This is a genomic window from Aeoliella fuhlenseeensis (assembly GCF_052161615.1).
Lineage (GTDB): Bacteria > Planctomycetota > Planctomycetia > Pirellulales > Lacipirellulaceae > Aeoliella.
Genome location: NZ_CP197417.1, coordinates 4,357,781 through 4,371,437 on the forward strand (window position 1 = coordinate 4,357,781; position 13,657 = coordinate 4,371,437).

Genomic DNA, 13,657 nt, shown 5'->3' on the forward strand with positions numbered 1-13,657 from the left:
CGGATGCTCCCACTGCGCCCCTTGAAACGCCCCCCCGGAACAGAGCCAGAGAATCGAAATCGATGCGTTGTACTTTCCTTAGTTTGGTGTTGGTTACGCCGCTGGCGTTGCCGCTCTTCCTAGCCGAAGCGGCCCGCGCGCAGGACCAACTACCGCTGTCGGCGGACATGATCCTCGATAGCGGTGCGCTCCTCCAGCCTCGCGGCGTGCAGTTCGGCCCGGCCATCAATGGCATCGCCCACCAGAGCGAGGCCACCGTCACCATTGGCAACTACCAGTACGCCACTTGGTATCATCTGGGGCCGAACAACGAAGACCTGTATCTCGGCCGGCGACAACTGGGCAGTACCACGTGGGAGGTGATGGACACGGGTCAGAACTTCGAACGAGGTGACGCTCCTTGGTGGGACAATCACAACGTGACGGTGCTGGGCGTCTCGGGGGATGGCTCGATTCACCTTTCGTTCGATCACCACAACCACTCACTGCAGTACATGCGCACGAACCCCGGCGCGGCGACCGGCGGAACGTGGAATAGTAGTATCTTCCTGCCGGTCCAGAGTTCGCTCGATGGCGTATCGCCTGCGATCACTCCCGTTACTTATCCGCGTTTTATTGAGGATCCAACGAGTGGCGATTCGCTGATGACGTACCGCACCGGCAAAAGTGGGAACGGCAACTTGCACATTGCCACGTACGATAGCACCACCGCAACCTGGAACGCACCGCACGAGTTCATCAACGGCCAGACCGGTGTTTACACCGACGTACTCGGTTCGTCGAACACCCGCAACGCGTACCTCAATGGCCTGAACGTCGACCCCAGCGGCCGCATGCACACCACTTGGACTTGGCGTGAAGCGGCGGGTGGAAGCAACCACGACATCGCGTACGCCTACAGCGACGACGGTGGCAACACCTGGAAGAACAACGCCGGCCAAGTGGTCGGCACGCCGGGGAGTCCGATCACGCTCAACTCGCCCGGCATTACCATTGCAGAGCTGAATCGCACCAACTCGGTGATGAACCAGCAGACGCAAATCGTTGATGCCGACGGTGGAGTTCACGCCCTGATGTGGCACGCGAACGACGCGAACGCCAACTCGGTGCAAGGTTACTCCCCCGCACAGTCGTCGTACTTCCATTACTTTCGCGATCCAGGAACGCAGGTACTCGCCGAGTACTTCGATGGCGGCGGCGCAGCACTCAACGGCGTAACGCCGGACGCATCGTTGGGAGACAGCGTGTGGCAAACGGGCAGTACGTTTCTCGACAACGGTGCCGCCGAGACGACGGTGAGCGGCAGCGTGACCGGCCAAGCGGCCCATCTCGACTTCGCCCCTGAAGCGGGCAGGGTCTACACGGCAGAGGCCACGATCGCCAACAACCAGTCGAACTGGGTTGGTTTCGGGTTCATGACGGCCGACCCCACGACCGGCGACTGGACGCAGACGTGGGATGGTGTGCGGCATTCTAACGGGCGCGGCTACGGCTGGATGCTGACTAGAAACAAAGCCGATGCCGATCAAGAAGCGTTTCTCGGCGTGGGAACGGCGAGTAAACAGACTTGGAGTGGCGACCTCGTCGACCCTACGCAGCCAGTGGACATGAAAGTGGTCCTCGACACGCGCGACGAGCATTGGACCGTCGAGTGGTTTCTGAACGGCGAGTCGCAAGGCGAGCCGGTTCCCTACGCAACGCCGGGCAACCCTGGCATCGGCGGCATTGGTTTCAGTCACGAACGTAGCGCGACGCCCAACAGCGGCGCGACACTCAGCAACTTCTCGCTTCGCGAAGGCGAAACGGTCGGCCAGTGGCTGCGGAACGAACTTCCCACCGAGCGGGCCGTTGGATCGCGGCCCGATGTCGGCGTGGACGCCGATGGCAACCTGTACGCCGTGTACGTATCGCCGGGTCCCGGCGATGGCGATGGCGTGATCCCCATCTACACCAATGGCGACGTGGTGATTGCGACGGCGTCGAAGGCCACGCGCTGGCAGGACTGGGAGATCGTCCATGTCGACGGCCGCGACTTCGTCGGCGAACCTCGGCTTGACCACGCACGGTTACGCGAGAACGGCGTGGTGTCAATCTTTGTTCAAGAGAACGGCGACAGCGTCAGTGGACCCATCGGAACGGCGCTGCATCTGCTTGAGTACAACAAGCTAACCAACAAGATCGCTTGGCACGGCGCATCAAGCGAAGTGTGGGACGGCACGGGTGGCCCGGAGAACTGGGACCGCCTTGGCAATAACGCATCGAACACTAACTTCAGTAACACCGTTGGCGAGCGAGTCGATTTCGACGATGACGCCGCGACGTACGAGGTGGAGATCGCGGGGGTAGTCACACCCAGTTCGACGACATTCCGGAACGCCACGCAAAACTACACCCTTACCGGCGGCAGCATTGGTGGCTCCGGGAACCTACGCGTAGCTGGTGGCGGTCGAGTGACCCTTGCCGGTGCAGCAAACACCTACACCGGCGACACCACCGTCGAGGCCGGGACGCTTGCCCTCGAAGGTCAAGCCACGATCGCGGCGTCGACCAACGTGCGTCTATCGGGGAGCGCCACGCTCGATGCGACCGAACTCAACGGTGGCCTTAACCTCGCCTCTGGACAAACCTTGCACGTGGGTGGTTCGTCAAAAGTCATGGGCAACGTGACGGCCTCGAATGAGTCGAGGATCGCAGGCGTCACGGGCATAATCGAGGGCCAGGTAATCGTTGAGTCAGGCGCAACCCTTCAAATCGGCGGTACGAAGCTACGATCGTCCGTTGTGATGGCGAGTGATGTAATCGACGACTTCAGTAGCATCTCGTTGTCTCAGTATACTCACACGGTGATTCTCGATGACAACGTTGCCGGAGGGTCCAACACGGCGAATTGGCAGATCGCAGGTGGGAAGCTGAATTACGAGACGACCAGCTATCAGAGCATCGAGCAAAGCGTGCTCGTCCGCGATGACACCACCCTCGACATCGGCGAAGAAATTGCCATCGACGCCGAACACAATGGTGGCAAACGCGACATCGGTTTGTACGTCGGTGGTAGCACGCCCACCCACCTAGTCCGCAACAACTTCATCTCCATCTACGCCCGAGATAACGGCGAAGTGCTCTCGCGGGGATTCGACGGCACTGCGGAGTTCGCCCGCGCCGGGGGAACGGTACCCGAGTACGACCGGCTTTTCATTGCTCGCACGTCTGACAATTCCTACGAAGCGGGCTACTACGTTGGTAACCTCCGCCAAGTGGTCGTCACGCGATCCCCGAGCACGCCGAACAACGGCACGGTGGTTGGTCTGTACGCCGACGTGAGTGCCGGCGGCATGCTGGGCTCGTTCGACAACTTCGCCAAACTAAACCCCATCACCGTCTGGGAAGGGGACACGTTCACGGTCGATGGCGATTTATTGCTCGAAGCGGGCGCGCTGGTGCAACTCGATATCGCCACGGCGGGAGCCAACGACAAGCTAAACATCACCGGCTCGCTTGCGGCGGGGGGCGTGCTGCAGGTGATTCTGGACAGCTCGCTGGATCCGCTGCTCGACCTCGCCGCTGGACAAAGCTGGGACCTGCTCGATTTTTCCTCCTCTGCCGGAGCATTCGGCTCGCTGGAGCTACCGGCGCTCGCCGCCGGCCTGTACTGGGACACCAGCAGTTTGCTGGTGGATGGTGTCCTGTCGATTACCGATGTCGCCGGAACTATTCTTGGCGACTTCAACGGTGATGGCATGGTGAACCTCGCCGACTACTCGGTCTGGCGAGACAACCTCGGCGGCGACGAATCGATGCTGCCAGTCGGAAGCACGAACGATGGCACGGGAGTCGTCGACGCGGGTGAGTACCAGATCTGGAAGCAGAACTTTGGTACCGGTAATAGCGGTTCCAATATGGTCTCCGCACGCGTCCCCGAACCCACGGCTTGGATCATGGGCCTGTTGGCCGCTTTTATGCTGGGCCGACTGCAATTCGGCCAGCGATTGCAGCCCGCCTTGATCGCCGCGCGAACGAATGCCGCGAAGGGAGCCTCGAACTGATGCCGACGACAACAATCTCACTGAACATTCTCCGATCGTTCGCGTTGTGGGTCGGCTGCATCGCGGCCGCCGTAGCCAGCGCCGCGCCGACGGAACTCTCGTGCGAGTTCCTTACTCAGCCAAGCCTCACCCAGATCTACGACCCGCAGCCCGATTTCGCTTGGGTGGTGGAAGAATCGGTGGCAGCGCAGTCTGCGTACCACATCGAAGTCCGCTCCGCCGAGGAGCCGAAGACTAGTGAATCACCGTTGGTGTGGGATTCGGGGCGAGTGGCAAGCGGCCAGTCCATCAACATCGAGTATGCAGGCGAAACGCTGGAGCCCGGCGGAACGTACGAATGGCGGGTGCGGTACTGGGGCAAGAACGGCCAAGAGTCGGATTGGTCCAAGCCACAAGTATTCCGCATGGCATCGGAGTTGGAGAGCTACAAGACTTCCGTCTACCCCGTGGCCGTTCAGCCGAAGCGAGCGGTGGCTGCCGAGAAACGCAAGGACAACACGTACTTCGTCGACTTCGGTCAGGCGGCGTTCGGGCATCTGACGCTTCAATTCCCGAGACCGACACAACGGGACGCGAAGCTCGGCGTTCACTTCGGCGAACGACTCGATGGCGGCAGAATCGATCGCGCGCCCGGCGGGACCATTCGCTACTACCGCGTTGAGGTCGAAGTCCCCGCAGGCACCAAGAGCATGGATGTCCGCCCACCGCAGCAGAAGCAGAACACTAGTGGGCAAGCCATCCTTCTGCCCGAGTCCATCGGCGTGATCGCCCCGTTCCGTTACGTCGAAGCCGAAGGTTTGCCGCAAGGCCTCAGTCGCCGATGTTTCGTTCAACAACGCGTCGAGTATCCCTTCGACGACAACGCGGCCGACTTTCAATGTTCCGACTCACGGTTGAACGCTGTTTGGGACCTTTGCAAGTACTCAATTAGGGCCACGACGTTCTGCGGCATCTATGTCGATGGGGACCGCGAGCGTATCCCCTATGAGGCTGACGCCTACATCAATCAGTTGTCGCATTACTGCGTTGATCGGGAATATGCATTAGCGCGCCACTCGCATGAATACCTGCTGGAGAATCCCACCTGGCCCACCGAGTGGAAGCAACACTCCGTGTTAATGGCGTGGGAAGACTACCAGTACACGGGCGACACCGAGTCGCTTGAGAGCAGTTACGACGTGCTTAAGCACCAGAAGCTGCTCTCCGACGCCGAGCGACCTGACGGGCTTCTCGATACTTCGCAACCTCCCTACCGAGACATTGTCGATTGGCCTGCCGGCGAGCGTGACGGGTACGATTTTCGGCCCGTGAATACCGTCGTCAATTCGTTTCACTACATCACGCTAAGACGAATGGCGGACATCGCCCGAGCCCTTGGCAAAAATACCGAGGCCAAAGAGTTCGGCGAGCGTGCTGACAAGTTTGCAACGCAGTTTAACCGCCAACTCTGGGACGCCGCGGAACTTCGATATGTTGATGGACTCGGCAGCGATCACTCGGCAATGCACGCGAGTCTATTTCCACTAGCGTTTGGATTGGTGCCGGAAGAACGAGTGCCCCCCGTCACGCAACTTCTCGCACAGCGGGGAATGGCGTGTAGCGTCTACCCCGCGCAGTTTCTACTTGAGGGTCTGTATGCCAACGATCAAGACCAGCATGCGCTCGACTTGATGACCTCCGACAGCCAGCGGAGCTGGATGAACATGATTCGCGTTGGTTCGACCATCGCGCTCGAGGCGTGGGACCAAGAGTTCAAACCCAACCTCGACTGGAACCACGCCTGGGGTGCCGCACCGGCGAACATCATCCCACGCTACTTGGTGGGCGTTCGCCCGGCAAAGCCAGGCTTCGAGGCCATCGACATCCAGCCTCGCCCCGGCTACCTGGAATGGTTCGAGGCAAAGGTGCCGACGATTCGCGGCGCGGTACACGTCCATTACCGCCGTACCGCAGCAGGGTACACCTTGAAGGTGTCTGTTCCGGGGAATACGACGGCGCAGGTCGAACTACCAATGCTCGGCGATGAACTGCCTGGCGAAGTGGTCTGCGACGGCTCTCCAATCGAGGCCCCCATCAACGGAAGCCACTGGCGGGTTACATCGATTGGCTCCGGGAGCCACGTGTTCCAGGTGAAGCGGAAGAGCGAAATGACCGTAACTTGCCGCTAGCGGGTGTAGTGGTCCAGTAAAACCTAGTTCAGTCCCTTGTGCATCGAAGATCGTATTATCAAAGCGAAGAAGTCTGTGATCATGGATGAGATCAAAGCCACGATAGTGGCTCAAGTTGAATCCGCTAGCCATCCTGCTGCGCTCGCGTGAGCGATCTCAACTCGCGCAGACTGTTAGCCAACAGCATTCTATTCCGAAAAGCGCTCGGCCCGAAAACAGGCGCTGTAAGGAACTCGAAATCGCGTAGTCCCTTGCTCTCCATATGTTCCGTTTTGACGCTAGCCGACGTCCGCGATGCGGCGGGGCATGCGAACGTGAGTATTACCAGTGGGTACCTGCATGTGGCGGTGGAGGATGAGGGGGTGGGAGAGTTGATTGCGTGGCACCGCGGAACCTGCCCCGGCGGAGTGGAATTCGGAATCGCTAATCCCTTCCTTTTAGCGAGTCCTGCAATTGCATTCGCGCGTGCATCGTTACCGAGGGTCGTTTGCGGGGGAGGCCCCGCTCTTGTTCACTGCCCCTTTCATCAACACGAACCGCACTCATGCTCGGTGGGCAATAGGCTCCTCAAAGTCATGCGTTGAAGCATAATATCCATCCGTTTCTCAATCACCTGGATCCTCTACTGATCACCACTGTCGTATTGACGGTCGCTGCATGTGAACGTGGTAGATTCGATCTCTTTCCGTGCGGGATCCATCGGAGCTTCATAGGGCGTGGCAGCCAAACCATACATGCCGAAGTTAGGGTGACCGCCAAGTCCTCCCAGCACAATATCCTGAGGTTCATCGACGATCTTGCGCCAGATCGAGAAATACTGGTCGATACTCTGGCCAGCCCCCAGCGCGGCCTGTCGTTGGTGGTACACGTGCCATCCTTCGTCCAATCCGATTTCCTCTCCGGTGTCCTCGAAATCTGCGAGCAACCAACTGGGCATCGTCTGGACACGATTGTCGACAAACACATATAGGATTGCTGGACGGTGGACCGTTACACACATCTCGAATGACGGGATGTATCGATCCTCGTTGAACGTCATCACGTATTCGGCACCTCGCACGATCTTCGGTATGCCATCGGTCGTTACTCCGTTCCATTGATGTACGCGGTCGACCCACGCAGGGACATCTTCGTGGAGTCCATTGACGACTACATTGTAGTACTTGAGGCTATCGCTGCCGCGGATGTTGTCACGGACCGACAACAGCGTGCTGGGGCTCGTGTTAGCCGACCACCTGTGATCCTTAACTCCCGAAGTCACCTGCGTGATACGATTGAGATAGTCTCGACCGACGCGCACTTGAGCCGCTTCGCCCTGGGTTAAACGCCGCAAAGGTTCTTGCTGAGTCACTTCCTTCCCGCGTACATCGACCTCGCCACGGAAGACCACCACTTTCGTGCCTTTCCCTGTTTCGGCATTCACACCAAACTCGGTACCCTGATCGACTAGCAAGGAATCGGGAGTGTCGATCGAGAAGCCTTTCGCGTTCGGCGGGACTTGAGCTCTCACTTGTCCATAGCGGAGCTCAACGAGCATGTCGTTGACGATATCTAGTCGAAACGCTCCTTCAAGGCTCAGCTCCACGCCTGAGTTCAATTGCAACTCGCACGAACCCGAGGTAGCTGCGAGAACTCCCTTGCGAAACCTTCCGCCGGCCGTCGGCGACTGAGACTCGTGCTCCCACACGATGTTTCTTGCCGAGATAAGTTGCCCCGAGGTGTTCCAGTAGTGGAGTGACCAAATGCCAATCGCGACGCCAAGCAAAGATGCCACGATGACGAAGGATGTGCGACGCAAGAGAGTGGGCGAGAACTCGGTGGTCCTGAGCAACACTTGTCTTTCAGGGTCATGCCAAATTGGCGCAGCCGGCGAGACCGGCTGCAGATCGACGACATTCCCTGAATGGCTGTGCGTCCATTCCAGTAGGCTGTGAGCATGCCACTGCTCGGCATACTCGTTAATCAGCTCTGGCTGCGCGGTAATTAACTGCGATAACTGCTCACGAGCTTCGTCATCGTTGGGTCTCTCAATGAGTTCGGCAATGACCTGCTGTAATGTCTTAGGCATGAATAGATAGGCTTATTACTAAATGACCGCTTGAACTCGGCGACTTACACATTGGTGGAGAAGTCGCCGCAATCGATAGAGCCGACCCCCGATTTGGGCTTCGGTGATACCTAATCGCCGAGAGATGTCCGTTGACGAGCATCGTTCCTCATATTTCAGGCGTACTAAGTCTTGTTGGTGTGGCTGCAGCTCGCCAAGGCATACCCGCAGCGCCAAGAGCCGATCGTTCGTATCGGTGGTGAATTGCTGACAGGCTTGTTCGACACGACTGAGGAGATCGTCAGAGAACACAACTTTAGACGTGCGTTGGCTGCGTCGGTATTCCAGCACTCTGTAATAGGCGAATCGGTAAGCCCAGGCTAAGAAGGGCCGACCGGGATCATAGAGATCAGCCTTGCGCCAGAGCTCCATGTTTGTTTCTTGCAAAACATCGCGGACATTCGCGTCGCCCGCAAGCAACGTGTTAATGTAGGAATACAGCAAATGCTGGTTGGCTGTGAGTTGCTCGACGAAGGACGTGTACTGAATTCTGTCATCCATCGTGGGTTTCCGTGGCGTGGTGAAGTGGGCTAGCAACGTTCCATAATCCAACCGCCTTAACTCTTCTTGGGTGCCGATGTCCGCATGGTTTGTCGACCGTGTCTACCGATATCGGCCCCCCTTTGTAGCAGGCCGCCATCCCCTGCCTATATTTCCTCGTGAACAACTGAGATTTGACGATCGTTTTCTCAAGATTTCAAAAATCTGAAAGAAACACGCGCCACTTTATTTCACGCGATGTCTAAATCTTCCTGAACACAGGCGAGGTCCGACCAAGTTTCGTCCAATTCTTGGTGCGGCAATCCGTAGGCATCTCTGGAAGGGCTGATCTCATGAGTAGATTCGGTTGCGGAACGTCTGGCTGGAATGTGTTCTTCTTTTCGTTGCTGGCCGTAGTGAGCTCTGTCGCCCCGGCGATTGGTGCTTCCCTTGGCATCAATTTTCAAACGGACCGAGGCGGTTATGGCCCCGCGTCGGTGGCTGCAGAAACTCCAGCAAGTGCTTTTGGTGTGCCGGCCGAGCACTGGTTCGAGCCAGGAGCGGTCCAGGTAGGCAGCGGTGTTCATGGATCCCACGGCGCGGATGTTACGATTGCATGGCAGTCGTTTCCGGATGGTCCTCCGGGAGTCGCCTACGGCTGGGCACATGCGAATCAACCGGGCGTCCCTGCCGGTGGAGACCCAGCAAGCGGCGAAGATGCGGTGCTGAGCGGATTTCTTTTTGCAACTGGCCCCGGAGAATACGCCAGCGATGCGCCGGCCCATCCGATCATCGTTACGGTCAGTGGATTGTCAGGCATTGCCGATCTAACGAAGGGCTATACGGTCAGATTGATGGCGTCGTCGGAATGGACCGTGGATTCCTTTACGGATGCCGAAGTGTCGGACAGTCAGGGGAATGAGGAGATACTCTCCTTCACGCTGATGCCGGAGACTCCGCTGTGGTGGACTGGGGCCCCATGGCAATCGAGTGGTGCCTTGGCCAGCTCGTCGCTACTGATGTTCGATGGGGACTCGGTCACCATCGAACTCCACGGATTCAACGAGCTCGGAAGCAATTCTAACCGACCCTACCAGCGCACCTCGCTTGCTGGAGTGATCATCGATTTCACGCCAGTGCCGGAGCCGAGTGCCTTCGCTTATCTATCCCTTCTGGCGGTGACTGTTTTGTTGGCGGTCCGGCGGACTGGGTCGCAAATGAGTTGCTAACACCTGCCTTCCTCCTTGCCGCCCAAGTGGCAGCTCGGCGGCAGGGGGGAAGGTTTAAGACTCAATCTTTTCAGGCGAAATGTTATGGAGAATCTTATGCGATCCGCTCACGCGTTTACTCTTGTCGCGGGAATAATTTCGTCGCTGCTGTTACCCCCATTGTCAGACTGTCATGCGAAGAGCTTCGGGATTAACTTCTCAGCCGGCACCGGCGGTTGGGGCCCGTACTACGTCAATCAAGTTGGCGCTCATGGAGCGGGGGCCTATGAGTCGGCCTTCGGAGTCGTAGGAGCCGACTGGTATGAACCTGGTCCCTACGCGAACACAAGCCAGATCCCGGGGTCTCCGTCGAGTGTAAGCTTCAGCCCTGCTTCGATGGGTGGGGGGGCGGTGAACATCGCCTATTCCTCGGCGATGCCGGAGACTGGGGCCGCCGACGCCTACACCTTCTCAGCCTATGGATTCGCGAACGCCAATCGTTACATTTTTCAGACCGACGAATTCGGCGAGCGGTTACTCGATGCGGAAGGGCATTACATTCAACTGGATCCACCGCAATTGGCACCTGATAATGGAGTGCCGGTATCCGGCGACCACGCGGTTTTGGCGGGGTTCATGTTTGCCTCGGGGGAGGGTGAATACACCGGATGGGGTAAGAACGACATTGTCGTGACAATATCGGGTCTATCAGGTATCGCCAGTTCTTACGGGGTTACAGTACTTGCTTCGGCCCAAAATGGCGCAGTCGTCGAGGCGTTCACACCCGCAACGATCACAGATAACGCTGGTGGATCGGAAACAGTAGGCTTTGATCTCCTCCCCGATCGTCCCAGTTGGTGGTCACCTTTCGACGCGGATCCTGCGAGCCCCTACATCTCCATTGCCGGCCAAGGGACTACAACCACCAGCTTCACAGGCGACACACTCACTATCACACTTTCCGGTTTCAACGAGTACCTTGATGACGAAGGTGCATTTGCTCGGACAACCCTTGCCGGGGTCGTAATCAACTACGAAGCCGTTGAGAATCCTGAAGTGGTGGGCGACTACAATGCGGACGGGGTTGTCAATCTTGCTGATTACACCGTGTGGCGAGACTCGCTGGGTGCCGTGGGCAGCGATCTGCCGGCCGACGGGGATAATAACGGCGTCATTGATACGGAAGATTATGGGCTATGGAAGTCGAACTTTGGGCAGGGCGAACCGGGAAGCGTCTTGGGTTCCACCAATGTCCCCGAGCCCGCAGCCTTCGTCATTCTAGGACTTGCATGCGTAGGAATCTCCTTGCATCGCATGAGGCAGGGCGCGTCGAATCACGTAAGCAAGCCGCGAAGGTCGCTGCATGCTGATCGGCTGTCCAAGCACAGTTCCACCGGTGGCATTGTCTCACTATCACGCGGCCAACGCGGATTCACGTTGGTTGAGTTGCTTGTTGTAATCGCCATCATTGGCATCTTGGTGGCCCTTTTACTTCCCGCCGTTCAAGCAGCTCGCGAGGCCGCGCGGCGCGCCCAGTGCATGAATCAACTCAAGCAAATGGCGCTGGCTTCTCTGAACTACGAAAGTGCTCACAAGGCCATGCCAGCCGGGGGGTGGGTGTACTACTGGGTTGGGGACCCGGACGCGGGTTACGACAAGTACCAGCCGGGAAGCTGGCCGTATGGCATCGCTCCCTTCATCGAAGACTCACAACTGCGATCGCTCGGCGCAGGGCTCGACACCACGGCTAAGATTCAGGCAACCAAGGAACTGTTGACCTACGCCGTCCCCAACTATTACTGTCCGTCTCGTCGCCCCGTATTGCCGTATCCCTGCGGCGGCGGCTTTCGCAATGCACCATTGGAGGCAGGCACGCCTGTTGGTAAGAACGATTACGCCGGCAACGGAGGGACCTATCGCCCGAACTCGAGTGCGGGCGAATTTAGCTGGGCACCTTCTACTAGCAACAGTGCGGCCATCGCAGCCAAAGCCCTCGACCGAGGTACCAGCTTTCGCTGGCCCGACAATAAGAACTGCGATGGGGTGTTTTGCTTCGCCTCGAGCCTGGAACTTCGCCGGATCACCGATGGCACCACAAACACCTACCTAATTGGCGAAAAGTACCTCGATCCCGATCACTATCAAACAGGACAAGATCTAGGCGATAACGAAACTACATTCACAGGCCTCGACTGGGACACCATTCGTTGGTCCGCCGATGGGCCGCCGCGACAAGATCAGGCCGGCTTTAGCAACTACTACATTTTCGGCAGCGCACATCCGGGCGTGCTGAATATGAGCATGTGCGACGGGAGCGTACAGGCGCTCTCCTACGACCTCGACCTCTCCACCCATGAACGCCTCTCGGGTCGAAATGACGGCGAATCCGTCGTATCGTCCGCCTTCTAGCATGAACGTTCCAGCTCGATGCTTTAGCCACAGCGGGTGCTTCCGGCAGCACGTTCTCGCTTAAGGTGTGCACGAATAGTTTGCGGCGGTGTCCTAAGCGAGTGGCCTTCTCACTCGCCTAAAGACCTCTCCGCAACCCCCTCCCCACTTTGTTCAGCTTCCCTTCTTGTTACGTGGAGTAGATAAATGCGATTGAGTCAACGTTGTCTGAGTCTAGGTGCCGTGCTGCTAGCCGCCCTAGCGTTTGGGTCGACAATTCCCTCGAGCAGTGCAGACTCTGCCGGCGAAACTCACCGCCGCAAGTTCATGGGCGATTCACCCGAGGCGCTCAGGGCGTGGCAAGACGGGACGCGGAAGTTCCTGTTCGATCGCATGCACCTTACCGATCTGATGGATGACAGGTCGAAGGATCTAGACTCAATTCCTTTCGAAGCCAAAGTGCTTTCAAGTGAAGACAAAGGCACCTACGTTTTGGAGGAGATCGAACTCAACTCCACTCCCGACCGTCGCATCAAGGCGATTCTGACTCGACCTAAAACAGAAGGCAAATCGGCCGCCGTAGTCTGCATTCACGGCCACGGTGGAACTCGCCAGGTGGTTCACGATCCGGCTTCGCTTTATCGGGGATTTGCCAAGGACTTGGCGGAGCGAGGCTACGTCACCATTTCCACCGATGTCGGTCAGCATGAAGTCTATGAAGAAGGTCGCACTCTGATGGGCGAGCGATTGTGGGACCTCATTCGTTGCACCGACTACCTCACCACGCTTGACCAGGTCGACGCCGACCGTTTGGGTTGTGGCGGACTTTCACTTGGAGGCGAGATGGCGATGTGGCTGGGTGCCATGGACCCACGCATGAAGGGAACGGTAAGCTCTGGCTTTCTAACTACCGTTGAGAATATGCAAGATGGTCACTGCATGTGCTGGGATTTCCCTGGCTTCTCGGACAACTTCACTTTCAGCGACATATACGCGCTCATCGCTCCGCGTGCATTGCTGTGTCAGATTGGGGCGAAGGAGCGCGAGCCTGGTGGCTTCCCGCCGAACCTCGCCTATCGCGCGATGGACGACATCCAGCAAGCGTATGCTGTCGGCTCCAACGGACACTTGGCGACGCTTAGCATTCATTCCGATGGCCATGTCTATCAGAGCGCCGAGGGTGCGGCATTTTTCGACAAGCATCTTCAAGACTAGTGCGTCAACGATTCTATGGTGGACTCTCCTCTTACAAAGCTTCGCTTG

General features: G+C 58.1%; 7 protein-coding genes. 5 read left to right on the plus strand and 2 right to left on the minus strand.

The features are described from left to right. Nucleotides 1-62: 62 nt before the first annotated feature. Both SH292x_RS17015 and SH292x_RS17020 read left to right on the plus strand, forming a co-directional pair. On the plus strand, nt 63-4,043 hold the full coding sequence (locus SH292x_RS17015) for a BNR-4 repeat-containing protein (protein WP_442482211.1): 3,981 nt from the start codon (nt 63-65) through the stop codon (nt 4,041-4,043). Next, nucleotides 4,043-6,211 (plus strand): alpha-L-rhamnosidase-related protein, encoded by a 2,169-nt coding sequence (locus tag SH292x_RS17020; protein ID WP_442482212.1) that lies wholly within the window; start codon nt 4,043-4,045, stop codon nt 6,209-6,211. The genes SH292x_RS17015 and SH292x_RS17020 overlap by 1 nt, the downstream gene beginning before the upstream one ends. A gap of 622 nt (nt 6,212-6,833) precedes the next feature. Here the strand turns inward: SH292x_RS17020 and SH292x_RS17025 are convergent. Further along, nucleotides 6,834-8,279 (minus strand): FecR domain-containing protein, encoded by a 1,446-nt coding sequence (locus SH292x_RS17025; protein WP_442482213.1) that lies wholly within the window; start codon nt 8,277-8,279, stop codon nt 6,834-6,836. Between the two features lie 18 nt (nt 8,280-8,297). Further along, complete coding sequence (locus SH292x_RS17030) at nt 8,298-8,819, minus strand: sigma-70 family RNA polymerase sigma factor (protein ID WP_442482214.1); 522 nt, start codon at nt 8,817-8,819, stop codon at nt 8,298-8,300. A gap of 332 nt (nt 8,820-9,151) precedes the next feature. On the opposite strand from SH292x_RS17030, the gene SH292x_RS17035 reads away from it, so the two are divergent. The 3 genes from SH292x_RS17035 (at nt 9,152) to SH292x_RS17045 (ending at nt 13,609) form a co-directional block, all read left to right on the plus strand. After that, nucleotides 9,152-10,027 (plus strand): hypothetical protein, encoded by an 876-nt coding sequence (locus SH292x_RS17035; RefSeq protein ID WP_442482215.1) that lies wholly within the window; start codon nt 9,152-9,154, stop codon nt 10,025-10,027. Between the two features lie 96 nt (nt 10,028-10,123). Next, the gene (locus SH292x_RS17040; RefSeq protein WP_442482216.1) at nt 10,124-12,415 is read left to right on the plus strand and encodes a DUF1559 family PulG-like putative transporter; all 2,292 of its coding nucleotides are present in this window, start codon (nt 10,124-10,126) and stop codon (nt 12,413-12,415) included. A gap of 186 nt (nt 12,416-12,601) precedes the next feature. Beyond that, entirely contained in the window at nt 12,602-13,609 is a 1,008-nt protein-coding gene (locus tag SH292x_RS17045; RefSeq protein WP_442482217.1) for an alpha/beta hydrolase family protein, read from the plus strand. The last annotated feature ends 48 nt before the right edge of the window (nt 13,610-13,657 follow it).

What these genes read in the sequence shown, in the direction of transcription:
- SH292x_RS17015 (WP_442482211.1), top strand. Translation starts at nt 63, where the DNA reads ATGCGTTGTACTTTCCTTAGTTTGGTGTTGGTTACGCCGCTGGCGTTG.
- SH292x_RS17020 (WP_442482212.1), top strand. Translation starts at nt 4,043, where the DNA reads ATGCCGACGACAACAATCTCACTGAACATTCTCCGATCGTTCGCGTTG.
- SH292x_RS17025 (WP_442482213.1), bottom strand. Translation starts at nt 8,279, where the DNA reads ATGCCTAAGACATTACAGCAGGTCATTGCCGAACTCATTGAGAGACCC.
- SH292x_RS17030 (WP_442482214.1), bottom strand. Translation starts at nt 8,819, where the DNA reads ATGGATGACAGAATTCAGTACACGTCCTTCGTCGAGCAACTCACAGCC.
- SH292x_RS17035 (WP_442482215.1), top strand. Translation starts at nt 9,152, where the DNA reads ATGAGTAGATTCGGTTGCGGAACGTCTGGCTGGAATGTGTTCTTCTTT.
- SH292x_RS17040 (WP_442482216.1), top strand. Translation starts at nt 10,124, where the DNA reads ATGCGATCCGCTCACGCGTTTACTCTTGTCGCGGGAATAATTTCGTCG.
- SH292x_RS17045 (WP_442482217.1), top strand. Translation starts at nt 12,602, where the DNA reads ATGCGATTGAGTCAACGTTGTCTGAGTCTAGGTGCCGTGCTGCTAGCC.